We start from the raw sequence: 24236 nt of genomic DNA on the forward strand, positions 1-24236 counted from the left end.
TTCATGAGTGAGCAAACCGCCGAGGAAATGGGGTTGCGCGGGCGCCTCTACGGATATGTCGGGCCGATTGCAGCCGTCCTGGTCACGGTGGCGTCGCTGTGGCTCTTTCACCAGATGACGGCGGGCCTGCGCCTGCAGGACATAAAGACGGCCATCGGGGCGATGCAGTGGTCTGGCATCCTGCTCGCCCTTGTCGCCACGGCCGCCAGCTATTGCGCGCTTGCCACCTACGACATCCTCGCCTGCCACATCGTCGCCCCTGGAAAGGTTCCCTGGCGCGATGCCGCGCTTTCCGGCATGAGCGGCTACGCTTTCTCGAACTTCCTCGGCTTTCACCTGTTCACCGGCGGTGCGGTGCGGTTTCGCACATATTCGCGCAGCGGGCTCGACGCCGCCGAGATCGGCCAGGTGGTGCTGCTGAGCTGGATGGGCCTGTGGCTGGCGTTCACGACGCTTGTGGGCCTGGCGCTGGTCGTCGACCCGGAGGGCGTTCCGCTCCTGCGACTTCTGCACGCGTCGGCGGATCGCATAGTGGGGCTGGCGGTGGTCGCCGCCCTGGTGGGCCTGTTCGTGTTCGCCGGGCCGGAAGGCCGCGAGGCTCGGGTCTTTTCCTGGCGCATACCGCTGCCGCGGCGGAGCATGTTGCTGCTGCAACTCCTGGTCGGAGTGCTCGACCTGCTGGCTTCGGCATCGGTGCTTTACGTGCTGCTGCCGGCCGACGCGCAGCCGGGAACCGTACTGTTCCTCACCGTGTATATGAGCGCGGTCATACTGGGCTCGATCAGCCATGTCCCCGGCGGCATCGGCGTTTTCGAGGCTACGCTGATCGCAGGGCTCGGCATGCAGGGCAGGGCGGACATATTGGCGTCGCTGCTGGCCTATCGGCTCATCTACTATTTCCTGCCGTTCCTGATCGCGGTGGTGGCGCTTGCCGCCGCCGAAGCCGGCATCGTCCGCGGCAAGCTTGCGGCCCGCTTTGTCGGGCCTTCCCGGGCGATCAAGGCCCTGGTGCCATTGGTGGCCGCAACGGTGGTGTTCATTTCGGGCTTCGTGCTGCTCCTTTCAGGCGCCACGCCCGGCGTGCCCGACCGTCTCCAGACGCTGAAGGGCTGGCTGCCGCTTTCCGTCGTGGAGTCTTCCCACTTCCTCGGCAGCCTCGTCGGCCTGGCTCTTCTGGTGGTGGCGCATGGCCTGCATCGCCGGCTGTTCTCGGCCTGGGCGCTCGCGGTTGCGATGCTGTTTGCCGGCGCGTTCCTGTCGATCGTCAAGGGCCTGGACTGGGAAGAGGCGCTGACGCTTAGCTTCGCCGCCGTGTTCCTGTTGCTGTCGCGCGAGGCCTTCTACCGCCGCGCGCCGCAGCGCATCAGCCGGCTGTCGTGGGAATGGCTCGGGCTGGTGGCGCTGACGCTGGTGGCTACCATCTGGCTCGGTTTCTTCTCCTACAGCCACGTCGAATATTCCAATGAGCTGTTCTGGCAGTTCGCCTGGAGCGGCGAGGCGCCGCGGTTCCTGCGCGCCACTGTCGGCCTCGTCGCTGCCACGCTGGCGCTGGGCGTGGCGGTAGCGATCAATCGCCCGCCGGCGAAGACGAAGCGCCGCTCCGAGACCGAGCCCGGGGCGATCGCGGCCGTCGTCGCCACTTCGCCAGACACGCAGGCAAACGTCGCTTTCCTCGGCGACAAGGAATTTCTCTGGTCGCCGGATGGCACCGCCTTTCTGATGTATGGCCGGGCAGGAGGCTCGCTGGTTTCCATGGGCGACCCGGTGGGCGATCCCGAGCAGGTCGAGGATCTGGTCTGGCAGTTTCGCGACATGGCGGACCGTGAGGCTGCCCGCGCCGTGTTCTATGCGGTGCGTCCCGACAATCTGCCGCTCTATCTCGACATGGGCTATGCGCTGCTGAAGCTCGGCGAAGTGGCGCGCGTCGACCTTTCGAACTTCACCCTGGAAGGCCCCAAGAACCAGGAGATCCGCTACGCCGCCCGCCGCGCCGCCAAGGAAAAGCTGGTCTTCGAGGTCGTTCCGCGCAGCGACGTGCCCGCCATTATGAATGAATTGCAGCATGTCTCCGACGCCTGGCTGCAGGAAAAGGGCGGCAGCGAGAAGGGTTTTTCGCTCGGTCGCTTCGATCCGGCCTATCTTTCGCATTTCGATTGCGCGGTGATGCGAGACAACGACAACCGCATCGTCGCTTTCGCCAATATCTGGCGCAGCGGTGGCATGAACGAGATGTCGGTCGACCTGATGCGCTATTTGCCGGGCGTGTCCAAGGTGCTGATGGATGCCCTGTTCGTCAGGCTGCTTCTCTACGCCAAGGAACAGGGCTATCGGTGGTTCAATCTCGGTGCCGCGCCCTTGTCGGGCCTTTCCGACCATGCGCTCGCCTCGCGCTGGAACCGCATGGCCACTTTCGTCTTCCGCCACGGCGACGATTTCTATCACTTCGAGGGGCTGCGCGCCTTCAAGGATAAGTTCTCTCCGGTGTGGACGCCGCAATATCTGGCCTGTCCGGGCGGGCTCAACATTCCGCAGGTGCTGCTCGACGTGAACGCGCTGATCTCGGGCGGCATCGGCCGGCTGATAGGCTCCAGCGCGCGACGGCCGAAGCGCAGGAACTCGAATGTGCCGGAGATAGCCTAACGGATCACGGGCGATCCGGCAGGGCCGCCCGGGCGCGCAGTTCCAGTTCTTTTTCGTGGCGGCGGAAGAAGAGCAGCCCGGCAACAATCCCGGCAACCGCGACCGCCAGCAGCGTGAAGCTGAGTGGGCCGGCCACGGCCTCGATGCGCTCGCCGAAGAAATAGGCGCCGGAGCCGAAAAGCGTGGCCCAGCAGATGCCGCCGGCCGCGTTCATCAGGAGGAAATGAGACCAGTTCATGCGGTTGGCACCCGCCAGCACCGCCGCGAAGGCGCGAAGGAAGGCCACGAACCGCCCAAAGAACACGATCTTCCCGCCATGCCGCATGAACAGGTACTGGCCGACCTTCAGCCGTGCCTCGTCCAGCCCGATATAGCTGCCGTACTTGCCAAGCAGCTTCAGCCCGATCGTATGGCCGATGAAGTAACCGATATTGTCGCCGATTATGGCGCCCGCGGCAGCCACGGCAATGACATGCGTCAACTCCAGCTCATGGGTAGCGCCAGCGTAAAGCGAGGCCGACACAAGAACCGTCTCGCCGGGCATGGGCACGCCCATGCTCTCTGCCATGACGACGAAAAAGAGCACCCACAGGCCATAGCTGTCCAGCAGGTGGTGTAGCGTGGCGGGGGAGATTATCTGGGTCATCGTTGGCTTCGTAGGGATCGGGTCCTTGCCAGTCTAGGAGACCCGAAAATCGATCCTTCTTACAATCATTTCCCTGCGAGAGTGCGTGATCAGCGGCTGCATCGCAATTGCGCCGGGCCCCAGTTGCGGGTCGTGACGGGTGTTTCGCGATATGGTAACACCGCGCTTATTTTGCCAACTGGAGAGGGACTTTTATGACGAATCGCTTGTCGATGGCTGGGGTTGTGGCGCTGTTGGCGCTTACGCTGGCGGGTTGCAACACGCCGCAGGAACGCGCGCTGGGCGGCGGCGCTATCGGCGCCGGCGTGGGCGCGCTGGCCGGGCAGGCCATCGGAGGAAATACTGGCAGCACGGTGGCCGGCGCGCTTATCGGCGGTGCCGCAGGCGCTCTGATCGGCGCGGCGACGACCCCGGGCATGTGCCGCTACCAACAATATGACAAGCGCGGCCGCCCGCTTTACGACCGCTACGGCAATCCGCGCGTCTACGAGGCGCGCTGCAGCTAATCCGGCTGCTCGATCGCCGGAGGCCTGCGGCTTCCATGGAACGCCCGCCATGCTCTTCGGAGCGGCGGGCGTTTTCATTTCGCCGATCGGGCAACCTTCTCCTTCTGCTCTTCCGTCGCATTGGCGGCCTTCGGGGTGCGTTTCCGGCGAATGCTGATCTGGCCGGCAACGGCTGCTTCGGTCCGTCCTGCCGCTTCGTCGCGCTCGGCAAATAGCCAGTCGATGAAGACCTGAGCCACGGGGGCGGAGCGCACCTCGTTGCGGCAGGCCACATAGAAGGAATGCACCGCGGGCACCGACAGGCTGAAAGGCGTGACGAGCTGGCCCTTGGCGAGCAGCCCGCTGGCGGTCACCGAATCGCCCAGCGCCACGCCATGGCCATGCACCGCCGCCTCCGTGGAAAGCCGCGCATCGCTGAACATGTGCTGCTGGCCGCGCTGCAGGTCCAGCGCATCGGCCGCCGCCAGCCATGTGTTCCATTCGCGCCCGTCGTCGCCATGCAGCACGACGTGGTCGGCGAGGTCCCGGACCGTGCGGATCGGCCGGTTGTTGATCAGGGTCGGGCTTACGACGGGAAAGAGTTCCAGGTCGGACCACTTCTTGAACCAGCAGTCCGACCAGTTTGCGTCGCCATAGTGCACGCAGATATCCACATTGGGCAGACGAACGTCCTGCGGATCGTTGGAGGCAACGAGCCGAAGCTTGATGTCGGGGAAGCGCGCCGTGAAGTTCCTGAGCCTGGGTATCAGCCAAAGCGACAGGAGTGCCGGCACGCAACTGATCGAAAGCGAACCGGAGCTGGTCGGCCTCGTCATGCGGGCCGTGGCCGCTGCAATGCCGTCGAATGCGTTCGAAACCGCCGGCAGCAGTTCGGCACCCTGCGGCGTGAGGTTCAGCCTCTGTCCGACCCGCTCGAACAGCCGGACCTTGAGCGAATGCTCGAGGGCGCGGATCTGGTGGCTGATGGCGCCGTGGGTCACGTTAAGCTCGCTTGCCGCCTTGGTGAGCGAGCCAAGTCGGGCCGTCGCCTCGAAGGCACGCAGCGGGTTCAGCGGTGGCAGGCGCTTGCTCATATTCGTAACGATATCAGAGGAAAGGGTGTGAGAAATTCTCACATCCGTCCCTATAACAATATCAATTGATTTTTCAAAGGGCCGACCCAACAATCCACGCGGAGTGAAATACGCATCCGGCGGCTTCGGGAAGGAGCACGCGGCGAACGGCCATGGAAGCTGGCTTCCCGCCGGCGCCGCCGGGGCGCAAAGGAGGTTTCGGGATGGGTTTTGACCGCGGCAAGCTCGACGCGCTGCGTCGCAAATATGGCGAAAGCCATGGCGGTGAGATGTTCGATCCGCGCTTCAAGCGCGTGGCCGAGAAGATCTTTTCCAAGGGCGGCACGCGCCGCGCGCCTTATGCGGGCCTGCCCACGCTTGTGAGCGCGCCCTACCTGCCCGTCGATTTTGCCGATCCCGACTTCGGCGACCTGCAGGTGGCGCTGATCGGCATGCCGATGGACCTCGGCGTCACCAACCGTCCGGGCTCGCGCTTCGGCCCGCGCGCCCTGCGCGCCATCGAGCGCATCGGGCCCTACAACCACGTTCTGGACTGCGCCCCCACCTTCGACCTGCGCGTGGCCGACGTCGGCGACGTGCCCTTCGCCAGCCGCTACCGTCTGGAGCAGAGCCATGACGACATCGAGGCCACGATCGCCAAGATCGTCGGTGCCGGCGTCATTCCGCTGTCGGTCGGCGGCGACCATTCGATCACCCATCCGATCCTGAAGGCGATCGGCAAGGACCGCCCGGTCGGCCTGATCCACATCGACGCGCATTGCGACACTGGCGGCCTGTTCGACCAGACCAAGTTCCATCACGGCGGCCCGATGCGCAATGCCGTGCTCGATGGCGTGCTCGACCCGTCCCGTACGATCCAGATCGGCATTCGCGGCTCGTCGGAATATCTGTGGGAGTTCTCATACGAGTCCGGCATGACCGTCATCCACGCCGAGGAAATGTCCGCCATGGGCATCCCGGCGATCATTGAGAAGGCGCGGCAGATCGTGGGTGATGGCCCGACCTACCTGTCCTTCGACATCGACAGCCTGGACCCCGCCTTCGCGCCGGGCACCGGCACGCCGGAAGTGGGCGGCTTTACCACCCGCGAGGCGCTGGAGCTGCTGCGCGGGCTCAAGGGCCTCAACCTCGTCGGCGGCGACGTGGTCGAAGTGGCGCCGCAGTATGACGGCACCACCAATACCGCTCACGCCGGCGCGCAGATGCTGTTCGAAATCCTCAGCCTTCTGGTGTTCAGCCCGGCAGTTAAGGCATAAGGCCGCGAATTGCCTTGTCCCGTTTGCGGCGGGGCAAGGCCGCCGGGGGCAGGACAGGCCGCCCGGAATGGCATAGAAGCGAATTGAAAGAACAAGGTCACGCCGGGCAGCCGGCTAGGAGGAGAACTACATGACCGAATTTCTCAAGGGCGGCATTAGCCGCCGCACCATGCTCAAGGCGGGCGTCGCTACGGCGGGCATGCTGGCCATGCCCGCCGTGCTGCGGGCGCAGGACAAGTCGCTGAAGGTCGGCGTCTACGGCGGCTACTTCAAGAAGTCCTTTGACGAGCACGTCTTCCCGGAATTCACCAAGGCCACCGGCATTGCTGTCGAATCCGTCGCCGAGCCGACCGGGGAAGCCTGGCTGGTGCAGCTGGAGCAGGCCGCAAAGGCCGGCCAGGCGCCTGCCGACGTCTCGATGATGTCGCAGACCACCACGCTGAAGGGACAGGCCACCGAGCTGTGGACGCCCATCGACATGTCCAGGATCAAGCACGGCGGCGACCTGCTCGACCACTTCGTCAACAAATATCCGGACGGCCGCATCGCCGGCATCGGCGCGGTTGCGTGGTTCATCACGCTCGTGACCAACACCGACGTCTACAAGGAGGCGCCGACTTCCTGGGACGCCCTGTGGGACCCGGCCAATGCAGACAAGCTCGGCCTGCTGGCCCTGGCCTCCAACTCCTTCCTGCTGGAAGTTACGGCCAAGACTTTCATGGGCGGTACCAACGCGCTCGACACGGAAGAAGGTCTGCTCAAGGCGTTCGACAAGCTCGCCGAGGTCAAGCCGAACGTGCGGCTGTGGTATCGCGACGAGGCGCAGTTCGAGCAGGCGCTGAAGTCGGGCGAAATCCCGATGGGCCAGTACTATCACGACGTCACCGGCCTCGCCGCCGCTGACGGCCAGCCGGTGCGCTCGACCTTCCCGAAGGAAGGCGGCATTCAGGATTCCGGCAACTGGGCCATCTCGCGCGCCTCCAAGAAGGTCGACGAAGCCCACATCTTCATCGACTATATGAGCCAGCCCTCCATCCAGGGCCTGATGTCGCGCAAGGTCGGCACGGCGCCGACGCTGAAGAAGGATGTGCTGGACCTGTCGCCGGAAGAGTTCGGCGCGGTCTCCTCCGAGATCGACCCGATCATCCCGCGCTACGACCTCTACATCGACAAGGCCGACTGGATTAACCAGAAGTGGACCGAGCTGATCGTCGGCTAGGTCCTGCCGGCTTGCCCTCCCCGGTGCGGGGAGGGCTGCCAGCGCCACTCAAACACGCTGAACGGGCTTTTCCGCTCGGGCGGCCTCGGCTACGCTCTGCCTGCCTCTCTCCATCGGGATGGTCGGTGCCGGCGTATTGCTTCCCTCTTCTCCCCGGCGGGGAGAAGGTGGCCGCGCTGCGGCCGGATGACGGGGTAAATCAGATCATTTTCGCGTAATGGGTTAGGTTAGTCCCAATGTCCGGCCTGTCATTGAATGACGTCACCAAGCAATTCGGCGATTTCAAAGCCGTCGATAATGTCGCGCTGAACGTGCCGCATGGCAGCTTCGTCTGCCTGCTCGGCCCTTCCGGCTGCGGCAAGACCACGCTCCTGCGCATGATCGCGGGGCTGGAGGAGCCGTCGAGCGGCTCCATCGCCATCGACGACGAAGACATCACCCGCGTGCCCACGCACAAGCGCAACCTGGGCATGGTGTTCCAGTCGCTGGCGCTGTTTCCGCATCTTTCGGTGGGCGAGAACATCGCCTATCCGCTGCGCATTCGCGGCCGGCCGAAGGACGAGCAGGCCAAGCGCGTCGATGAACTGCTCAAGCTCATCCATCTGCCCGGTTTCGCCAACCGTCCGGTGGCAAAGCTCTCCGGCGGCCAGCGCCAGCGCGTGGCCATCGCCCGGGCGCTGGCCTTGTCGCCGCGCCTGTTCTTGCTCGACGAGCCGCTTTCGGCGCTGGACGCCAAGCTGCGCGAGGCCATGCAGGTCGAGCTGCGCCAGCTCCAGCAGAAGCTCGGCATCACCACCATCGTCGTCACCCACGACCAGCGCGAGGCCATGACCATGGCCGACCTGGTGGTGGTGATGGGCGAGGGCCGGATCAGGCAAGCCGCCGCGCCGATCGAGATCTACCGTCGGCCGGCCGACGCCTTCGTCGCCGACTTCATCGGCATGACCAATCTCCTGCCGGTCGAGGCGGATAGCGCTGGCCGCGCGGTGGTGCTCGGCAGCGCCATCCCCGGTCTTTCCCTCTCCAACGGCGTGAAGGAAGCCCAGATTTCCGTCCGTCCGGAAGATGTGCGCCTGACCGAGCCCGGCAATGGCGCCATTGCCGGCACCGTCACCTTCGTGCGCGACCTCGGCGGCACCATCGAGACCTTCGTGGAAGCGGGCGGCAAGATGATCATCGCGGTCGCCACGCCGCGCGAGCGGCCCAATGTGGCAGCCGGTTCGCCGGTCGGCGTCGTGCTGCCGGCCGAAAGCTGCGTGGTGCTCGAAAAATGAGACGCGAAGCGCCCAGATCTTTGGCCGATTACGGGCCGCTGCTCTATCCGGCGGTGATGCTGGTCGTGTTCTTCGTGGTGCCGTTCTCCACCATGATCGCGGTCAGCTTCTTCAAGCGCAATCCGGCCGGCTTCTACACGCCGGATTTCGTGTCCGACAATTACGCCCGCTTCCTGTCGACGTTCTTCGGCTCGGTGCTCGGCTTTTCGCTGATGCTCGCCGTCATGGTGGCCATCTGCTGCGTGGCCATCGCTTTCCCCTTCACCTTCCTGCTCACCAAGTGCTCGCGCAAGGTGCAGACGGTGTGGCTGGTGTGCCTGCTTTCGGTGCTGTCGCTGTCGGAAGTCATCATCGGTTTCAGCTGGTCGACGCTTTTCTCGCGCACGGCCGGCATCACCAATCTCCTGGTCGCGGTCGGCCTGATGTCCCAGCCACAGGCGCTGTTGCCGGGCTTCGGCGCGGTGCTGACCGGCATGGTCTACCAGGCAATGCCCTATACGATCCTGGTGCTTTACCCGGCCCTGGTGCGGCTTGATCCGACGCTGCTCGAGGCTGCCCGCACGCTCGGCGCCTCGCCGATACGCGCCTTCTTCAACGTGGTGACGCCTGCCTTACGCAACACGCTGGTGGCCACGCTGATCATGGTCTTCGTCTTCGCCCTCGGCTCCTACCTGCTGCCGCAGATTCTCGGCCGACCGAGCCACTGGACGCTGTCCGTGCTCATCACCGACCAGGCCATCTACCAGTCCAACATGCCTTTCGCGGCGGCCATGGCGGTGTTCCTGGTGCTGATCTCGCTGGCGCTGGTGGGCCTCACCCTGCTTGTCGGCCGGAAGGAGCATGCGGCATGACCCAGAACTGGCTTCGCAGGCTCTATTTCGTCGTCGTGGCGCTGTTTCTCGCCGCGCCGCTCATCGTCGTGCTCGGTGTTTCGGTGAACGCCAAGCAGGACCTAGCCTTCCCGCCAAAGGGCTTCTCGCTGGCCTGGTACACGCAGATCTTCACCGACGCGGAATGGCGCAGTGCGCTCATAGCCTCTGTGCTGCTGGCGCTGTCGTCCGCCGCGGTGGCAGTGTCCATTGCCCTGCCGTTGAGCTGGTTTCTGTGGCGGCGCAATGCCCCCTGGGCGCGCATCTTCCAGTTGCTCGGCGTGGCACCCTTCATCCTGCCGCCGGTCATCACCGCGCTGGGCTTCCTGACGTTCTGGGCCACCACCGGCTTCTACGGCCAGCCCTGGACGGCGGCGATCAGCCACGCGATCTTCTTCGTGACCCTGCCGCTGGTCACGCTGTCGCTGGGCTTCGCCTCCATCGATACCTCGCTGGTCGAGGCGGCATCCACCATGGGCGCCGACGACCGCACGGTGGCGCGCACCGTGGTGCTGCCGCTCATCCTGCCTTATCTGGTGTCGGGCTACGCCTTCGCCTTCGTGCTGTCGCTCAACGAATACATCGTGGCCTACATGACCATCGGCTTCACGATGGAGACGCTGCCGATCAAGATCTTCAACGCGCTGCGCTACGGCTACACGCCAACCATGGCTTCGGTGTCGGTGTTCTTCGTGGCGATCGCGGCTCTCGTCTTCGGGCTGATCGCCAGGTTCGGGGACATCAGAAAACTGCTCGGCGCACTGGGCTCGGAGGGTAAGTGATGAAGTTCGCCGTACTTCAGATGCAGGCTGTCGCGGGGGACACCGCGGCCAATCTCGCACGTATCGAACGTGCCGCACGCGAGGCGGCCGCAGCCGGTGCAAGCCTGCTGGCGGCGCCCGAACTGGCCGTCACCGGCTACGGCGCCGGCGAGGCGATCCGCACCCTGGCTGAGCCCGCCGACGGCGAGCTTGCCGGGCGGCTGGCTGCAATCTCGGCCGAGACGGGCGTGGCGATCGTAACCGGCTTTGCCGAGCGCGACGGCGAGGTGATCTACAACAGCGCTCTTTATGTCGACGGGCTCGGCACGCGCAGCGTCTACCGCAAGTCGCATCTCTACGGCCCCTACGAGCGTAGCCTGTTCGTGCCCGAGCAGCCCGCAGCCCATGTCATCGACCATCGCGGCACCCGCATCGGCCTGCTGATCTGCTACGATGTCGAGTTTCCCGAGAATGTCCGCCGCCTGGCGCAGGCCGGGGTGGAATTGGTGGTGGCGCCCACAGCGTTGCCGGTCAGCGACCATGACGAACTGATCGCGCGAAAGATGATCCCTGTGCGGGCCTTCGAGAACCAGATCCACGTCGCCTATGTGAACCTCTGCGGAAGTGATGCGCTGGTTTCCTATGCCGGCCTCTCCGTTGTCGCAGCACCCGATGGAACCTTGCTTGCCGAGGGCGGGCGGAGCGACGAGGCACTCCTCGTCACCGAAATCGATCCCGCCGCCTATGCAGAATCGGCGGCCGCCAATTCATATCTGGCCGATCTCAGGCTCTAGCCAAAACAACCGGCCGGAAAGCAGACCCAAGGGCGGGCTTTCCGGCTATTGCGGCTCGACTCTTTCTACTTCGTCAGCGGTTTCGGCTCGACCTTGCCCATTGTCGTGCGGGGCGCTGTGGTATCGGCCAATATGCCGGTGATGCGGGCAAAGCTCTCAAACGATTTTTCCACATCGTCCACCGATAGCCCGGACACAATTGCTGCATGGCAGCAGTTGATCGCGCAGTGGTAGACCGGCCCCCGGCGAGCTACGGGCCAATGGTCAAGAAAGCGCAAAGCTTCATCGACGTCATGGATTTCCTTGAACTGGTTCTCCACGAAGAGCCGCACCGGGTTGCCAAACAACAAATGGTGGTTCATGGCCTGCCTCCGTGCGGGTCGCGATCAGCTGCGCCTTCCGGGGCGTGATTGCTGGCGTCTCCGTTCGGCCCCGTAAAGTGCAGCACGCGTGGGCCTGGACCTTCTTACCCGCGACTAAAAACGATCGTGCGGAAGAAAGGTTGCGCGTCATAACTTTCCAGTTGCGCCCTCGGCAATCTGGGCCCTCTGCCCCCGGCTATCGCCTGGCCATCCGGTTCACGACCATGCCGGCAAGCACGCCGCCGCCGCCGCCGAGAGCCTTCACGGTGGCGTCTTCCAGGCGGGCATGCCGCGTGGAGGCGAAGATCTGTGCAAACTCGAACGCGAAGGCGGCTCCGGCCACCAGGCATACGACCAGAACCCAGTGCCTGGGATAGCCAAGCGCGAAAATCAGGCCCAGAACGGCGAAGGCGAAAATGCGCTCGAGGTCGGCGGGCTCGCTCGTGGTGGGGCGCAGCTCGATGGGCGCAAGCGTAACGAAGCATATGGCGGCCAGCAGAAGCCATGCGGCCGGGCGCGCGAAACGAGCCATCATATCAAGCAAGTGTGCCGACCAGCAGACTGGAAAATTGAAACTGCGTCACGCTTTGGCTCCTGCTCACCCACGGCCCGGCAACATGCTGCGAGGCGCCTCCCGCGTCAATCGACGAGTGCGTTCCAGCAGGGGCAAGTGACGGCTTTGGCTCGAAACATGCCGCCGTTCTCAAAAAAAGGCTGCATATCTATAGGGCTGCATTGTCGAAAGCATTTTCCAAGCGCAACAATCGATCACGATTTGGAAATTCAGCAAGAGATACAACTTGGCTGTTTCACTGAGTGTCCTTCGATCCGGCAATAGGTTGCGTGATCTGTGGAACACGCTGCCTGCGCTTTACGGCACTTCAGCCTTTGTGATCTTTCTCGTCACGCGCATCGTCCTCACGCTATTCACCAGGGTCGACAACGCTCCCGCCAGCACTTGGCCCGGTATTTTTTTGCGCGGGCTCTGGTTCGACCTGGCGACGATAGGCGTCTTGCTGATGCCGTTTCTGATCTTCGCGGTGATCACGCCCGAGAGATGGCGGCAAACCCGCTTCCATGTCTATCTTGGACGCTTCGTGGCGTGGCTGCTGATCGCAGCGCTGCTTTTCGGCGCGATTGGCGAGTTCTTCTTCTGGCTGGAGTTCTCCACCCGCTACAATTTCATCGCGCTCGATTACCTCATCTACACACAGGAGGTGATCGGCAACATCCGGGAATCCTATCCCGTAAATACTCTGCTGGTCGCCATCGGCTCTGTGGCAGCAATTGCCGTCTGGGCGTTGCGAGGATGGCTGCGCAGCATCGAGACAGGCCCGTATAGCGCCCGCACGAGACTTTATCTCGCCGTGCTTTTGGTTCTGTGGCCGCTTGCCGCCTTTGGCCTTACCAATCTCGACCAGATGTACGGTTCGGGGAACAACTATGCGGACGAGCTCTCGGGCAACGGGCTATACAGCCTGGCGGCCGCGTTCCGGCGCAACGAGCTCGACTATGATCGCTTCTACGCGACCATTCCCGACGATCGGGCCAAGGCGATACTGCAGCAACTGGGCGTCAAGCGCGTTGGGGGCGCAATGGACGTGCTGGCCGAGGATCGGGCTGCCCGTCCGCTGCCGGATTTTCTTCTGCGCCGGCCAAGGCACGTCGTCATGATCACGGTCGAGAGCCTGTCAGGCGAATTTGTCGGCGCGCTCGGCGGCAAGCCTGGCTGGACGCCCAACATCGACCGTATCGCCGCCCGGGGCCTGCTCTTCGAACGCCTGTTTGCCACCGGAACACGCACCGTGCGCGGCCTTGAGGCCACAACGCTCGGTACCCCGCCCATTCCGGGCCAGGCCATCGTGCGCCGGCCGAACAATGGGCAACTCACCACCATTGGCGGAATACTGGCCCACCAGGGCTTCGCCTCGGTCTTTGTCTATGGAGGCTACAGCTATTTCGACAACATGGCCGCCTACTATTCAGGCAACGACTATGCCGTTCTCGATCGCACCGATTTTCCGGCTCACACGATCCCGGCAGAGAATATCTGGGGCGTGGCCGACGAAGGGCTGTTCGCGAATGTCGACGCATTGCTCTCGAAGCCGGGGGCGACCGAGAAGCCGCACTTCGTGCAGGTCATGACCACCTCCAACCACCGTCCCTACACCTATCCCGACGGGCGCATCGACGTCCCGTCACCCGGCGGCCGCGAGGGCGGCGTGAAGTATACCGACTACGCGATCGGCCGCTTCCTCGATGAGGCCGCTCAGAGAGAGTGGTTCAAGGACACGCTGTTCGTTATCATCGCCGACCATTGCGCTTCGGTCGCCGGCAAGGTGGAGCTCCCCGTCGCCGGCTATCACGTTCCGATGGTCTTCTATGGCCCGGAAATCGTGAAGCCCGGCCGCATATCCGGCAATATCAGCCAGATCGACGTGCCCCCGACATTGCTCGACCTGCTCGGCCAGCCCGGAGAGGGCTTCTTCTTCGGCCGTTCGGTGCGCGAGCTGCAAGGGGCGCCGCGGGGCGTGTTCGTCAGCAACTATCAGTCCCTCGGCTACTACAAGAACGACCTGCTGACCGTGCTGAAGCCGGGCAAGGTGGTCGAGAGCTTTGCCGTCGATCCGGACACTTTCGAGATGACGCCGGCGGGCGTGGATCCGCAGCTGCGCGACGAGGCCATCGCCTACTACCAGACCGCGTCAAGGCAATTCAAAGCCGGCGAGCTGGTTGCGCCCTGGTATGCCGGATCGAACTGAAAACTGGCGGCCAGCAGGCGCGAACTTCTCCTATCCGAAGTCCCAATTCCCTGGCAGCGAATTTGCAGCCAGGGCGGCCACGCGTCTGAAAAAGGGCTGGCACAGGCGCACCCGCCTTCCTAGGTATTGGCGAAGACGAGCAAATGGCAGGCAAGCCGCGCGCTCGATCCCGTTGTGCCGCCGTTGAAGCCTTGAGGCTCCGGGGCCAGCGGAACCGGCTCTGCGGCAGCTATTCTGGTTGGAAGGATATGCGCGATGGTGAAGCGCATGATCATCATGCTGCTCCTGACCGGTGTGTTCCTGGCCGGCATCTTCGGCTTCGAGGCATTCAGGTCGTCGATGATCCGCAAGGTAATGGCCTCGCTGGCCAATCCGCCACAGACCGTCTCGACCACAGTCGCCCGCTCCGAGGAGTGGCGAAGCCAGTTCGAGGCTGTCGGCAGCGTGCGCGCGGTCAACGGCGCCAATATCAGCGGCCAGGTGCCCGGGATGGTGTCGGCGATCCATTTCGAATCCGGCGCGGACGTCAAGGAAGGGGACCTGCTGGTCCAGCTGATGGCGGATGACGACATCGCCCGGCTCGATGCGCTGAAGGCGACGGCCGCGCTGAACAAGCTCGTCTATGAGCGGGACAGCACACTGGTCAAGACAAGCGCCATCAGCAGGCAGACGGTCGACACCGACAAGGCCAACATGCTGAACGCGCAGGCGATGGTGGCGCAGCAGGAGGCTTTGGTCGACTACAAGTCCATCAAGGCACCGTTTGCGGGGCGGCTCGGCATCCGCCAGGTCGACATCGGGCAGTACCTGCCCGCCGGCACCCCCGTGGTAAACCTGCAGCAGCTCGATCCAATCTTCATCGACTTCTACGTGCCGCAGCAGGCGTTGGCGCAGATCAAGGTCGGCCAGGCAGTGACGGCCAAGGTCGACACCTTCCCGGATCGCAAGTTCAACGGCAAGATCTCAGCCATCAATGCCCAGGTCGACACCACGTCGCGAAACGTCCAGATGCGCGCCACGGTGCAGAACAAGGACAAGCTGCTGCTTCCGGGCATGTTCGCCACCGTCGACATCGATATCTCGGCGCCGCAGCAATACGTCACGCTTCCGCAGACCGCGATTGCCTACAACTCCTATGGCAACATCGCCTATCTGGTGGACAATGAGGGCAACGATGCCAATGGCCAGCCGCAACTCGTCGCGCGGCAGGCGTTCGTTACCACGGGCCCTACGAGGGGCGACCAGGTCGCGGTCACCGAAGGCATAAAGCCCGGTGAGGTCGTGGTCACGGCAGGGCAGTTGAAGCTGCGCAACGGTGTGCCGGTCCGCATCAACAATACCGTCCAGCCGACCGATCAACCCAACCCCAAGCCGGCCGACAAATAGCAGGGAGCGCCCCGGGATAGACACCTGTTCAGCGCCGCCGCACGGAAACGCTCGGTCCTTTCGTTAGCGACGCGCCGTTTGCAAGACCCGTAGCGCCAATGCGAGGCGCGCGGGCTTCTGGAAAGGAATGCGGTGGGTCGCCATGAACTTCACCGATATCTTTATCCGCCGACCGGTGCTGGCAATCGTCGTCAGCCTCACCATCCTCGTGCTTGGGTTACGCGCGCTTGCCTCGCTTCCGATCCTGCAATATCCGCGCACGGAAAACACGGTCGTCACCGTGACCACGACCTATTACGGTGCCGACCCCGACGTGATCGCCGGGTTCATCACCACGCCGTTGGAAACCGCCATCGCCCAGGCCAACGGCATCGACTACATGACCTCGACCAGCCAGACGGGCGTCAGCGTCATCACGATCTACCTGCGCCTCAACTATGAGGCCGACAAGGCGCTGACCGAGATCAACACCAAGGTTGCCTCGGTCATCAACCAATTGCCTTCGGGAACCCAACAGCCGGTGCTGAGCGTCAAGGTCGGCCAGACCATCGATGCCATGTATATGGGCTTCGACAGCGACGTGCTGCCGCGAAACAAGATCACCGACTATCTGGTGCGGGTGGTGCAGCCGAGGCTGCAGGCGGTGCCGGGGGTGCAGACGGCGGAAATACTGGGCGGTCAGAATTTTGCGCTCAGGGCCTGGCTCGATCCTGACAAGCTCGCTGCCTACGGCCTGACGGCCGCCGACATCTCAACGGCACTCCAGCAAAACGACTACATTGCCGGGCTGGGCACCACCAAGGGCCAGATGGTTCAGGTGAGCCTTACCGCCTCCACGAGCCTGCACAGCGTGGAGGAATTCGGCAACCTCATCGTCAAACATTCCAATGGCGCGCTGGTGCGCCTGAAGGACGTGGCCCAGGTCTCGCTTGGGGCGGACGACTACGAGTCACAGGTCGCATTTGACGGAAAGCAGGCCGTCTATATCGGCATTCAGGTGGCGCCCGGCGCCAATCTGCTCGATGTCATCGCCGGCGTGCGCAAGGAGTTTCCGGGCATCCAGTCGCAGTTGCCGCAGGGGCTGCGCGGAGCCATCGTCTACGATTCCACCGATTTCGTGAACAGTTCGATTCGCGAAGTGGTCTTCACCCTGGTCGAGGCGCTGGTCATCGTCACGCTGGTCATTTTCGCCTTCCTTGCTTCGCCGCGCTCGGTGCTGATCCCCACGCTTGCCATACCGCTTTCACTGATCGGCGCCTTCACGTTCATGCTCGCGCTCGGCTTTTCCATAAACCTGCTCACCCTTCTGGCACTGGTTCTGGCCATCGGCCTGGTCGTCGACGATGCCATCATCGTGGTGGAAAACGTCAATCGGCACCTGGATGACGGCATGCAGCCAATTCCCGCGGCGATCATCGCGGCGAGGGAGCTTGGCGGCCCCATCATCGCCATGACAGCGGTGCTGGTGGCGGTCTATGTGCCGATCGGCTTCCAAGGCGGGCTCACCGGCGCACTGTTCACGGAGTTCGCCTTCACCCTGGTCGCGGCGGTAACGGTCTCGGCAATCATCGCGCTGACGCTGTCGCCGATGATGTGCTCGCGGCTTCTCAAGCCTCGCGATACGACCAGATATGGTTGGGGCGAGTGGTTCGCCGATGCCGTCGATCGCACCTTCGAGCGCGTTCGCCGCACATATGAGCGGTGGCTGCACGGCAGCCTGAACTATATCCCAGTAACAGCCACCTTCGCAGTTATCGTGCTGGGCAGCATCTTCTTCCTCTATGCGGGCGCCAAGAGCGAACTGGCGCCGCAGGAGGACCAGGGCGTCATCATTTCGTCGTCCACGCCGGCGCCCAACGCCACTCTGGAGCAAAAGCTGCTCTATGCACGGCAGATCTACCGGATCTTCGCCGCCTATCCGGAAACAGCGCATGTCTTCCAGATCGACGCGCCGGGCAGGTCGATCGCCGGCATGGTCTTTACCCCATGGGATCAGCGCAGCCGCACCACCAACGAGCTGCAACCGGTTATCCAGAAGCAACTCGACGACGTTGCCGGCGTGCGGGCGGCGGCATTCCAGCTGCCTTCCCTGCCGGGCAGCCAGGGCCTGCCGGTGCAATTCGTCCTTGAAACCACCGAACCCTTCGAGCGGCTGGACCTGGTGGCGCAGAACTTCCTCCAGGAGGCGGTGAAGAGCGGGATGTTCATTTTCCTCGACAGCGATCTCAAGATCGACAACCCGCAATCGGTTGTCCGGATCGACCGAAACAAGACCGCCCAGCTGGGCTTCAGGATGAGCGACATCGGAGCAGCGCTCAGCGGCATGCTGGGCGGCGGCTACGTCAACTATTTCAGCCTCGACAACCGCTCCTACATGGTCATTCCGCAGGTGCAGCAGCGCAGCCGGCTCAATGTCCAGCAGCTGCTGGGCTACTATGTGGGCGCGGTCAACGGAGTGCCCATTCCACTCTCGACAGTGGCCACGATTGAAACCAAGACCGTGCCGGAATCGATCAACCACTTCCAGCAGCTCAACAGCGCCACCATCCAGGGCGTGGCGGCACCCGGGGTGGCCCAGGCGGATGCTCTCGGCTTCCTGCAAAACCTTGCTGCCAAAACTCTTCCCCAAGGCTATTCGGTCGATTACGGCGGGCTGTCGCGGCAGTATATCCAGGAGGCGGCGGGCTTCATCGTCACCTTCGGCTTCGCCCTCATCATCATCTATCTGGCACTGGCCGCCCTGTTCGAAAGCTTCCGCGACCCCATCATCATCCTGGTGTCGGTGCCGATGTCCATCGCCGGCGCACTTGTCTTCATCAGTGTCGGCCTTGGTGGCGCCAGCCTCAACATCTACACCGAGGTGGGGCTGGTGACGCTGATGGGCCTCATCAGCAAGCACGGCATTCTGATCGTCGAGTTTGCCAACAACCTGCAGCTGGAGGGAAAGTCCAAGCGCGAGGCGATCGAGGAGGCATGCGGCATACGACTGCGGCCAATCCTCATGACGACGGCGGCGATGGTGCTGGGTGTCATTCCACTCATCACCGCAACCGGCGCCGGCGCGGTGTCCCGGTTCAATATGGGGCTGGTCATCGCCAGCGGCCTGTCGATCGGAACCCTGTTCACGCTGTTCGTGGTGCCGGCGGTCTATATGCTGATCGCAACCGACCACAGCAAGCGTGCCAGCGAGGAAGCCGAAATGGAGTCCGAGGGACTGGCACCGTGACGGGCGGCCTGGTTCCGGAGGGACGGGTCGCCCGGCCAGCGGTCAGCGCAACAGCGAAGCGTCTAGGACTCGCCCGTAGCATTCGCAAGTGCGCCGCTCCAGCGCGGTTCGATCGGTGATGGTGACGGTGCCGCGATGATAGTCGATTATGCCGGCTTCAAGCAGTTCCGAGCAGATGCCGCTCACGGTTGCGCGGCGAAGTCCGAGCACGCGTGACATTGCCTCCTGGGTCAGGGTGAAGGTGTCGCCGGCCATCCGGTCGAGCGCCTGCAGCAGCCAGCGCGTCACGCGCTGCTCGGCGGTGTGCAGGCTGTTGCAGGCCACCGATTCCATCAACTGGACGATCAAGGACTTGGAGTAGCGCAGCATGGCCTCGCGCACGCATATGAAGCGTTCGTGCGCGGCATTGAGATCGTCGATCGAGAGCCAGGAGGCATTTCCCGCCACCTGGACCACGCTTCGGCCCACCGCATTTCCGCCGCCCATCACCAGCGCGAAGCCAAGGAACCCCTCCAGCCCTATCGAGGCCTTTTCGACGCTGCGGCCGTCTTCCATCTCGGCCATGAAGGATACCACGCCCTCGTTCGGGAAGACGGCGTGAGTAACGGGGGCGCCATCGGCGAATATCACTTCGCCCACCGAAATAGGCCTGGTGACAAGGCGTTCCTGCAGGAAAAGCTGCGCCTGCGGCCGCAGCGAAAGCAGGACCTTGTTACGGATGTCGCCGCTGAATTCGGGCTGACTGGCCAGATGGCTGGCATTCTCTGGCGTGGCGGGAAAGGTTTTTTGCGTGAACACGTGCGCTTAAACTCCAGTTAACCTTTCGATATGTACGGTAGGGTTCATTCGTTACCGTACATATGAAGCTGTTGACGGTCCGATCGGACAGAAATGCAGAACAATATACGTGTTCCGCAGGCTTAGGCTGGGCTGGTCTACTTGCGCAGAGAGTGGGGGAGCAAAGCTCGGCGCACACATGCACTGTAATGAACGGGAAAGGCCGCGCTAGGGGGACACTGCGGCCGAGAGGGGGAAAAGCATGTCATTGGATCAGGAACCTGCGTCTTTCGAAGGCGGAGGGCGGGCGGGGCTGTGCGCCGCGACTGCCGCGGCGGGGAAGGATTTTGACAGGGCGGGCAGCAAGGTCAAGCAGATACAGGCCGAGTTCGGCGCCTATAAAGCCGCCATCGACCAGCATGCCATCGTCGCCATGACGGATCGCAGCGGAGCGATCCTCTATGTCAACGACTTGTTTTGCCAGGTAAGCGGATATTCCCGCGGCGAGTTGATCGGACGAAAGCACAATATCGTCAACTCGGGCCTGCATCCCAGACAGTTCTTCACCGATATGTGGCGCACGATCTCGCGCGGGGGGTTGTGGCATGGCGAAATCTGCAATCGCACCAAGGAGGGCGACCTCTACTGGGTCGACACCACAATTGTGCCGCTGCGGGACCCATCCGGAAACGGTCGCGGCTATGTCTCGATTCGATACGATATAACAAGGCGCAAGGCAGCCGAGGCAGCCCTTTGCGCAGAGAACGAGAAGCGCCGCGAGGCAGAAGCGCTGCTGCGCGATATTCTAGAGACAATTCCCGACGCGGTTGCGGCCTTCGACGCCGATGACCGCCTGGCTTTGTACAACGAGGCCTTCAGGCGCTACTACGACAAATCGGCACCGATAATCGAACTTGGCATTTCATTCGAGAGTATTCTGCGCTTCGGCGTCGAGAACGGCCAGTTCAATCTCTCCAAGAACACGCCCGAGGCCCGGGAAGCCTGGATCGCTGCGCGAATGCGCGAACACCACAATCCCGGCAAGAAGGTTCTGCAGCAGTTGAGCGACGGCCGCTGGCTTCAGATGCGCGAACGGCAGTCGCGCAGCGGATATGTGGTCGGGGTTCGCAGCGACATCACGGACCTGAAGCAGGCAGAATTGGTGATCAAGCGGCAGGCCGAGCAGGACCCGCTGACAGGCTTGTTCAACCGCGCGGTGCTGCTTGAACGGTTGGCCGATGCTGTCGCCGCAAACGAGCGTACCGGCCGGCAGGGTGCCCTGATGCTGGTCGATCTCGACGACTTCAAGGGCGTCAACGATACTCTCGGGCATGACGCGGGCGACATGCTACTGCTGACCGTCGCAGAGCGATTTCGCGAAACGCTGCGCAAGTCCGACACCATCGCAAGGCTTGGTGGCGACGAGTTCGCCATTATCGTTCCCAACCTGTCAGGTGCGGACGACGCGGTGAAGATTGCCGAGAAGATCCTCGCCTGCGCGCGCCAGCCCATCGATATCGAGCACCGCAGCCTGATTGCCGGCTGCAGCATCGGCGTCGCCATGTTCCCGGATGATGGCGGCACGGCCAGGGAACTGCTCAAGCACGCCGATATCGCGCTTTATCAGGCCAAGGCGCGCGGGCGCGGCGTATCCTGCTTCTTCGATCCCGCGCTTCGCGACAGCGTCGAGCAGCGCCAGACTACCGGAGACGCGCTCAGGGTGGCACTGGCTGCCAATGAGATCGACATCGCGCTGCAGCCGCAGGTCAGTCTGGAAAACCGCAGCCATGTCGGGTTCGAGGCCCTCGCGCGCTGGACGTTGAACGGACGGCAGATCGCTCCTGCCGAATTCATTCCCGTGGCTGAAGACAGCGGCCTGATCGTGCCGCTGGGTCTCCAGGTGCTGGAGAAATCAATGGAGATGGCGCGCGAGTTGCGGGATCGGGGCTACGAGCCGGGCCCGATCGCGGTCAACGCGGCGGCAGCCCAGCTCAAGCAGAGCGATTTTGCCAAGAGCGTGCTGGGTTTGCTGCGAAAATTCCGCTTGGAAGCGGCCGCGCTCGAGATCGAGCTGACCGAGAACGTGCTGCTGGATCGTTCGAGCGACCGGATCTCGGAGGCCCTGCGCGAACTGGACCATGCCGGCGTCATCATCACGCTGGACGACTTCGGCACCGGCTACGCGTCCTTGGCGCATCTCAAGCGATATCCGGTCAGCCGGTTGAAGATCGACCAGTCCTTCGTCCGCGAAATCCAGTCCGATGTGTGCGATGCGGTGATCGCGCGCGCCATCATCAGCCTCGCCCACAACCTTAAAATGAGCGTGGTCGCGGAAGGGGTCGAAACCGAGCAGCAGTTCAGGTTTCTCAAGGCGCATGGCTGCGACCATGCGCAGGGCTACCTCATCAGCAGGCCGCTCGAGCCGGCGTCGGTACAGGCCTATCTGGCGAATACCCGCTGAAGCTTCAATGCACGCTTCGCGGCACGTTGTCGGCTTCGACGACGTCGACCACCTTCTGGCGGTGGAAGATGAACAGGCCGGCAAACACGATAATGGCCGAGCCTATGAGCATCTGCTTGTCGGGCACGTCGCCGAAGAAGGCGATGCCGAACACCACGGCCCAGAGCAGCAGCGTGTAGTGGAGCGGCGCCAGCGTCGAGGCCGGGGCAAGCTTCAGCGAGCGCGTGATCAACAGGTGCGCAGTGCCGGCCACCACGCCCAGGAGCAACATGGCCGACCAGTCGAGCGCGTTTGCCGGGCGCCAGTCGCCTATTGCCAGCAGCAGACCCATCACCAGCGCGCCCACAGTCTGCCAGGTCACGAGCGTGGTGTCGCTGGTGGCGCGGAGACGCCGGCTGAGGATCATCGAAATGGCGAAGGAAACGCTGCCCACGAGGGCAAACAGCGACGACAGCGATAAGGACGAGGCAGAGGGCCTCAGCGCAATCACCACGCCGCAGAAGCCGATGACGATTGCAAGCCAGCGCCGCCAGCCCACCTTCTCGCCCAGGAAAATGTGCGACAGCGCCGCGATGTAGATCGGCCCCGCCATGTAGAATGTCATGACGTCGGCCAGCGGCAGATAGATCACCGCTGCATAGAAAAAGGCCGTGTCGGCGGTTGCCGTCAGCACGCGCAATGCCTGGAGCCAGGGCTTTTCCGGCCGCGCCAGCGGGGCGATGCCTTGCCGCACGAGCATCGGGCCAAGCACAATGAGCGAGCCGATGGAACGGATGAACAGCACCTGACCGACGGAAAAACTGGCGACCAACCATTTGCCCATCGCGTCGTTGAGGGCGAACATGAAGTTGCCAAGCAGGATCAGAAGAATGCCCGCAAGGACGAGATTGCTCCTGGGCAGGCGAATGGCTTGTAGGAAGGTCATGCTTCAGATCTTTCGGCCGAACGGCATGGAGGCGCGCAACCCCGGTGCCCGCCGAGCACTACAGCATCATCGCGGCAATCGAAATCGATTTTCCGAGCGAGTCGGGCAATACGATGGGCCGGATCCGTGCGACTTGCTGCCGCGGAGGAGCCGCATACGCGCAGTAGGCGCGACGGCGGTCAGTCCTGCCGGCCGTCTTCGGAATCTTCCTCGTCGTCGCGCACGGGAATGGCGTAGCTGCCCGAAAACCAGCGGTTCAGATCGACGCTCTTGCAGCGTTCCGAACAGAACGGGTAGGACTCGCGCGACGAGGGCTTGCCGCATTCGGGGCAGGGCCGCTTCGGGCGAAGCGGCGTCACCTTGCCATCCTTGTCCTGGGTCATACGCGCCCGCCGGACAGCCAGTTGAAATGCACCGGAAAGCCTTCGGCCGTCAAAAGGCCCACGGTCTCGTAAAGCGGCAGGCCGACCACGTTGGTGTAGGAGCCCACAAGCTTCACCACGAAGCTTCCGGCAAGCCCCTGCACGGCATAGCCGCCAGCCTTGCCGCGCCATTCGCCGGAGGCAAGATAGCTTTCAAGTTCTTCGCGGCCCAGCCGCTTGAAACGCACGCGCGTCTCCACCAGCCGCTCGCGCTGCTTGCCATCGGGCGTAATCAGGCAGACGCCAGAATAAACCCGATGCGTGCGGCCGGAAAGTAGCTTCAGGCAGTTGGAAGCCTCGTCGACATGCTCCGCCTTGGGCAGGATGCGGCGGCCCACCGCCACCACGGTATCGGCGGCGAGCACGAAGCCCTCGGCAAAATCCGGCTCGCTCTTCAGCGATGCGAAGGCCTTGTTGGCTTTCGCCTTGGCCAGGCGCTTGGCCATCGAGCGCGGGTGTTCCGCACGCTGCGGCGTCTCGTCCACATCGGCTGGCAGCAGCCGGTCCGGCTCGATGCCTGCCTGCTGCAGAAGCTCGATCCGGCGCGGCGAAGCCGAGGCTAGCACAAGCTTCTGAAGTGCGGTCATCGCAATCCCATCGGCAGGAGCAAAAGTGCCAAAACCTATTTGAAACGATAGGTGATGCGGCCCTTGGTCAAGTCGTAGGGCGTCATTTCGACAAGAACCTTGTCGCCCGTCAGCACGCGGATACGGTTCTTGCGCATGCGGCCGGCCGTATGTGCGATGATCTCGTGCTCATTTTCGAGCTTCACGCGAAACATCGCATTCGGCAGCAGTTCCGTCACGGTGCCCGGAAACTCGAGGACTTCTTCCTTCGGCATTCTCTTCCTTTGCTTAGGATTGGATTTCCGGCATCG

General features: G+C 63.4%; 21 protein-coding genes. 12 read left to right on the plus strand and 9 right to left on the minus strand.

Annotated elements, in window-relative coordinates:
- Positions 1 to 3 precede the first annotated feature (3 nt).
- Positions 4 to 2640 (plus strand): bifunctional lysylphosphatidylglycerol flippase/synthetase MprF, encoded by a 2637-nt coding sequence (mprF, locus tag ABLE86_RS05705; protein WP_348777968.1) that lies wholly within the window; start codon positions 4 to 6, stop codon positions 2638 to 2640.
- A gap of 4 nt (positions 2641 to 2644) precedes the next feature.
- Here mprF and ABLE86_RS05710 read toward each other — a convergent pair whose 3' ends face one another.
- On the minus strand, positions 2645 to 3286 hold the full coding sequence (locus tag ABLE86_RS05710) for a DedA family protein (protein ID WP_348777969.1): 642 nt from the start codon (positions 3284 to 3286) through the stop codon (positions 2645 to 2647).
- Between the two features lie 194 nt (positions 3287 to 3480).
- Between ABLE86_RS05710 and ABLE86_RS05715 the strand changes: the two genes are divergently transcribed.
- Positions 3481 to 3792: a glycine zipper 2TM domain-containing protein gene (locus tag ABLE86_RS05715; protein WP_348777970.1), complete on the plus strand. Its 312-nt coding sequence runs from the start codon at positions 3481 to 3483 to the stop codon at positions 3790 to 3792.
- A 74-nt stretch (positions 3793 to 3866) separates the two neighbouring features.
- On the opposite strand, the gene gcvA is transcribed toward ABLE86_RS05715, so the two are convergent.
- Positions 3867 to 4865 (minus strand): transcriptional regulator GcvA, encoded by a 999-nt coding sequence (gene gcvA, locus ABLE86_RS05720; protein ID WP_348777971.1) that lies wholly within the window; start codon positions 4863 to 4865, stop codon positions 3867 to 3869.
- Positions 4866 to 5068: 203 nt separating this feature from the next.
- On the opposite strand from gcvA, the gene speB reads away from it, so the two are divergent.
- The 6 genes from speB (at position 5069) to ABLE86_RS05750 (ending at position 11038) form a co-directional block, all read left to right on the plus strand.
- Positions 5069 to 6121, plus strand: a complete 1053-nt coding sequence (gene speB, locus ABLE86_RS05725) for an agmatinase (protein ID WP_348777972.1) — start codon at positions 5069 to 5071, stop codon at positions 6119 to 6121.
- Positions 6122 to 6251: 130 nt separating this feature from the next.
- Positions 6252 to 7340 (plus strand): ABC transporter substrate-binding protein, encoded by a 1089-nt coding sequence (locus ABLE86_RS05730; protein WP_348777973.1) that lies wholly within the window; start codon positions 6252 to 6254, stop codon positions 7338 to 7340.
- Positions 7341 to 7576: 236 nt separating this feature from the next.
- The gene (locus ABLE86_RS05735) at positions 7577 to 8614 is read left to right on the plus strand and encodes an ABC transporter ATP-binding protein (protein ID WP_348777974.1); all 1038 of its coding nucleotides are present in this window, start codon (positions 7577 to 7579) and stop codon (positions 8612 to 8614) included.
- On the plus strand, positions 8611 to 9465 hold the full coding sequence (locus ABLE86_RS05740) for an ABC transporter permease (protein WP_348777975.1): 855 nt from the start codon (positions 8611 to 8613) through the stop codon (positions 9463 to 9465). The genes ABLE86_RS05735 and ABLE86_RS05740 overlap by 4 nt, the downstream gene beginning before the upstream one ends.
- On the plus strand, positions 9462 to 10265 hold the full coding sequence (locus ABLE86_RS05745) for an ABC transporter permease (RefSeq protein ID WP_348777976.1): 804 nt from the start codon (positions 9462 to 9464) through the stop codon (positions 10263 to 10265). Before ABLE86_RS05740 ends, ABLE86_RS05745 begins: the two co-directional genes overlap by 4 nt.
- Positions 10262 to 11038, plus strand: a complete 777-nt coding sequence (locus tag ABLE86_RS05750) for a carbon-nitrogen hydrolase family protein (RefSeq protein ID WP_348777977.1) — start codon at positions 10262 to 10264, stop codon at positions 11036 to 11038. The genes ABLE86_RS05745 and ABLE86_RS05750 overlap by 4 nt, the downstream gene beginning before the upstream one ends.
- Positions 11039 to 11103: 65 nt before the next feature.
- Here ABLE86_RS05750 and ABLE86_RS05755 read toward each other — a convergent pair whose 3' ends face one another.
- Together ABLE86_RS05755 and ABLE86_RS05760 are read right to left on the minus strand one after the other, a co-directional pair.
- On the minus strand, positions 11104 to 11400 hold the full coding sequence (locus ABLE86_RS05755; protein ID WP_348777978.1) for a DUF982 domain-containing protein: 297 nt from the start codon (positions 11398 to 11400) through the stop codon (positions 11104 to 11106).
- A gap of 196 nt (positions 11401 to 11596) precedes the next feature.
- Positions 11597 to 11935 carry a VanZ family protein gene (locus ABLE86_RS05760; protein ID WP_348777979.1) on the minus strand — a complete coding sequence of 113 codons (339 nt, stop codon included), beginning with the start codon at positions 11933 to 11935 and terminating at the stop codon, positions 11597 to 11599.
- A gap of 304 nt (positions 11936 to 12239) precedes the next feature.
- Here ABLE86_RS05760 and ABLE86_RS05765 point away from each other — a divergent pair, with 304 nt between their 5' ends.
- The 3 genes from ABLE86_RS05765 to ABLE86_RS05775 all read left to right on the plus strand — a co-directional run bounded on the left by ABLE86_RS05765 (position 12240) and on the right by ABLE86_RS05775 (position 18774).
- The gene (locus ABLE86_RS05765) at positions 12240 to 14162 is read left to right on the plus strand and encodes an LTA synthase family protein (RefSeq protein ID WP_348777980.1); all 1923 of its coding nucleotides are present in this window, start codon (positions 12240 to 12242) and stop codon (positions 14160 to 14162) included.
- Positions 14163 to 14417: 255 nt separating this feature from the next.
- Complete coding sequence (locus ABLE86_RS05770) at positions 14418 to 15548, plus strand: efflux RND transporter periplasmic adaptor subunit (protein WP_348777981.1); 1131 nt, start codon at positions 14418 to 14420, stop codon at positions 15546 to 15548.
- Between the two features lie 142 nt (positions 15549 to 15690).
- On the plus strand, positions 15691 to 18774 hold the full coding sequence (locus ABLE86_RS05775) for an efflux RND transporter permease subunit (RefSeq protein WP_348777982.1): 3084 nt from the start codon (positions 15691 to 15693) through the stop codon (positions 18772 to 18774).
- Positions 18775 to 18816: 42 nt separating this feature from the next.
- On the opposite strand, the gene ABLE86_RS05780 is transcribed toward ABLE86_RS05775, so the two are convergent.
- Positions 18817 to 19572 (minus strand): Crp/Fnr family transcriptional regulator, encoded by a 756-nt coding sequence (locus ABLE86_RS05780; RefSeq protein ID WP_348777983.1) that lies wholly within the window; start codon positions 19570 to 19572, stop codon positions 18817 to 18819.
- 241 nt (positions 19573 to 19813) lie between these two features.
- Between ABLE86_RS05780 and ABLE86_RS05785 the strand changes: the two genes are divergently transcribed.
- Positions 19814 to 22012 carry an EAL domain-containing protein gene (locus ABLE86_RS05785; RefSeq protein ID WP_348777984.1) on the plus strand — a complete coding sequence of 733 codons (2199 nt, stop codon included), beginning with the start codon at positions 19814 to 19816 and terminating at the stop codon, positions 22010 to 22012.
- 4 nt (positions 22013 to 22016) lie between these two features.
- Here the strand turns inward: ABLE86_RS05785 and ABLE86_RS05790 are convergent, their stop codons facing one another.
- The 4 genes from ABLE86_RS05790 to infA all read right to left on the minus strand — a co-directional run bounded on the left by ABLE86_RS05790 (position 22017) and on the right by infA (position 24200).
- Positions 22017 to 22937 carry a DMT family transporter gene (locus tag ABLE86_RS05790; protein ID WP_348777985.1) on the minus strand — a complete coding sequence of 307 codons (921 nt, stop codon included), beginning with the start codon at positions 22935 to 22937 and terminating at the stop codon, positions 22017 to 22019.
- A gap of 179 nt (positions 22938 to 23116) precedes the next feature.
- Positions 23117 to 23320, minus strand: coding sequence for a DNA gyrase inhibitor YacG (gene yacG / locus ABLE86_RS05795; protein WP_348777986.1), 204 nt, complete (start codon positions 23318 to 23320; stop codon positions 23117 to 23119).
- A complete protein-coding gene (locus ABLE86_RS05800) occupies positions 23317 to 23946 on the minus strand; it encodes a Maf-like protein (RefSeq protein WP_348777987.1) in 630 nt (209 codons plus the stop codon). Before ABLE86_RS05800 ends, yacG begins: the two co-directional genes overlap by 4 nt.
- Positions 23947 to 23981: 35 nt before the next feature.
- The gene (infA, locus tag ABLE86_RS05805) at positions 23982 to 24200 is read right to left on the minus strand and encodes a translation initiation factor IF-1 (RefSeq protein ID WP_019172992.1); all 219 of its coding nucleotides are present in this window, start codon (positions 24198 to 24200) and stop codon (positions 23982 to 23984) included.
- Between the last annotated feature and the right edge of the window lie 36 nt (positions 24201 to 24236).

The sequence above is a fragment of the Mesorhizobium sp. KR2-14 genome, from assembly GCF_040049255.1.
Classification (GTDB): domain Bacteria; phylum Pseudomonadota; class Alphaproteobacteria; order Rhizobiales; family Rhizobiaceae; genus Pseudaminobacter.

Excerpts from the sequence above, each read along its gene's own strand:
- ABLE86_RS05715 (WP_348777970.1), top strand. The coding sequence starts at position 3,481 with ATGACGAATCGCTTGTCGATGGCTGGGGTTGTGGCGCTGTTGGCGCTT.
- ABLE86_RS05745 (WP_348777976.1), top strand. The coding sequence starts at position 9,462 with ATGACCCAGAACTGGCTTCGCAGGCTCTATTTCGTCGTCGTGGCGCTG.
- speB (WP_348777972.1), top strand. The coding sequence starts at position 5,069 with ATGGGTTTTGACCGCGGCAAGCTCGACGCGCTGCGTCGCAAATATGGC.
- ABLE86_RS05800 (WP_348777987.1), bottom strand. The coding sequence starts at position 23,946 with ATGACCGCACTTCAGAAGCTTGTGCTAGCCTCGGCTTCGCCGCGCCGG.
- gcvA (WP_348777971.1), bottom strand. The coding sequence starts at position 4,865 with ATGAGCAAGCGCCTGCCACCGCTGAACCCGCTGCGTGCCTTCGAGGCG.
- ABLE86_RS05740 (WP_348777975.1), top strand. The coding sequence starts at position 8,611 with ATGAGACGCGAAGCGCCCAGATCTTTGGCCGATTACGGGCCGCTGCTC.
- ABLE86_RS05785 (WP_348777984.1), top strand. The coding sequence starts at position 19,814 with ATGTCATTGGATCAGGAACCTGCGTCTTTCGAAGGCGGAGGGCGGGCG.
- ABLE86_RS05730 (WP_348777973.1), top strand. The coding sequence starts at position 6,252 with ATGACCGAATTTCTCAAGGGCGGCATTAGCCGCCGCACCATGCTCAAG.
- ABLE86_RS05775 (WP_348777982.1), top strand. The coding sequence starts at position 15,691 with ATGAACTTCACCGATATCTTTATCCGCCGACCGGTGCTGGCAATCGTC.
- yacG (WP_348777986.1), bottom strand. The coding sequence starts at position 23,320 with ATGACCCAGGACAAGGATGGCAAGGTGACGCCGCTTCGCCCGAAGCGG.
- ABLE86_RS05770 (WP_348777981.1), top strand. The coding sequence starts at position 14,418 with ATGGTGAAGCGCATGATCATCATGCTGCTCCTGACCGGTGTGTTCCTG.
- ABLE86_RS05760 (WP_348777979.1), bottom strand. The coding sequence starts at position 11,935 with ATGATGGCTCGTTTCGCGCGCCCGGCCGCATGGCTTCTGCTGGCCGCC.
- ABLE86_RS05790 (WP_348777985.1), bottom strand. The coding sequence starts at position 22,937 with ATGACCTTCCTACAAGCCATTCGCCTGCCCAGGAGCAATCTCGTCCTT.
- ABLE86_RS05735 (WP_348777974.1), top strand. The coding sequence starts at position 7,577 with ATGTCCGGCCTGTCATTGAATGACGTCACCAAGCAATTCGGCGATTTC.
- ABLE86_RS05710 (WP_348777969.1), bottom strand. The coding sequence starts at position 3,286 with ATGACCCAGATAATCTCCCCCGCCACGCTACACCACCTGCTGGACAGC.
- mprF (WP_348777968.1), top strand. The coding sequence starts at position 4 with ATGAGTGAGCAAACCGCCGAGGAAATGGGGTTGCGCGGGCGCCTCTAC.
- infA (WP_019172992.1), bottom strand. The coding sequence starts at position 24,200 with ATGCCGAAGGAAGAAGTCCTCGAGTTTCCGGGCACCGTGACGGAACTG.
- ABLE86_RS05755 (WP_348777978.1), bottom strand. The coding sequence starts at position 11,400 with ATGAACCACCATTTGTTGTTTGGCAACCCGGTGCGGCTCTTCGTGGAG.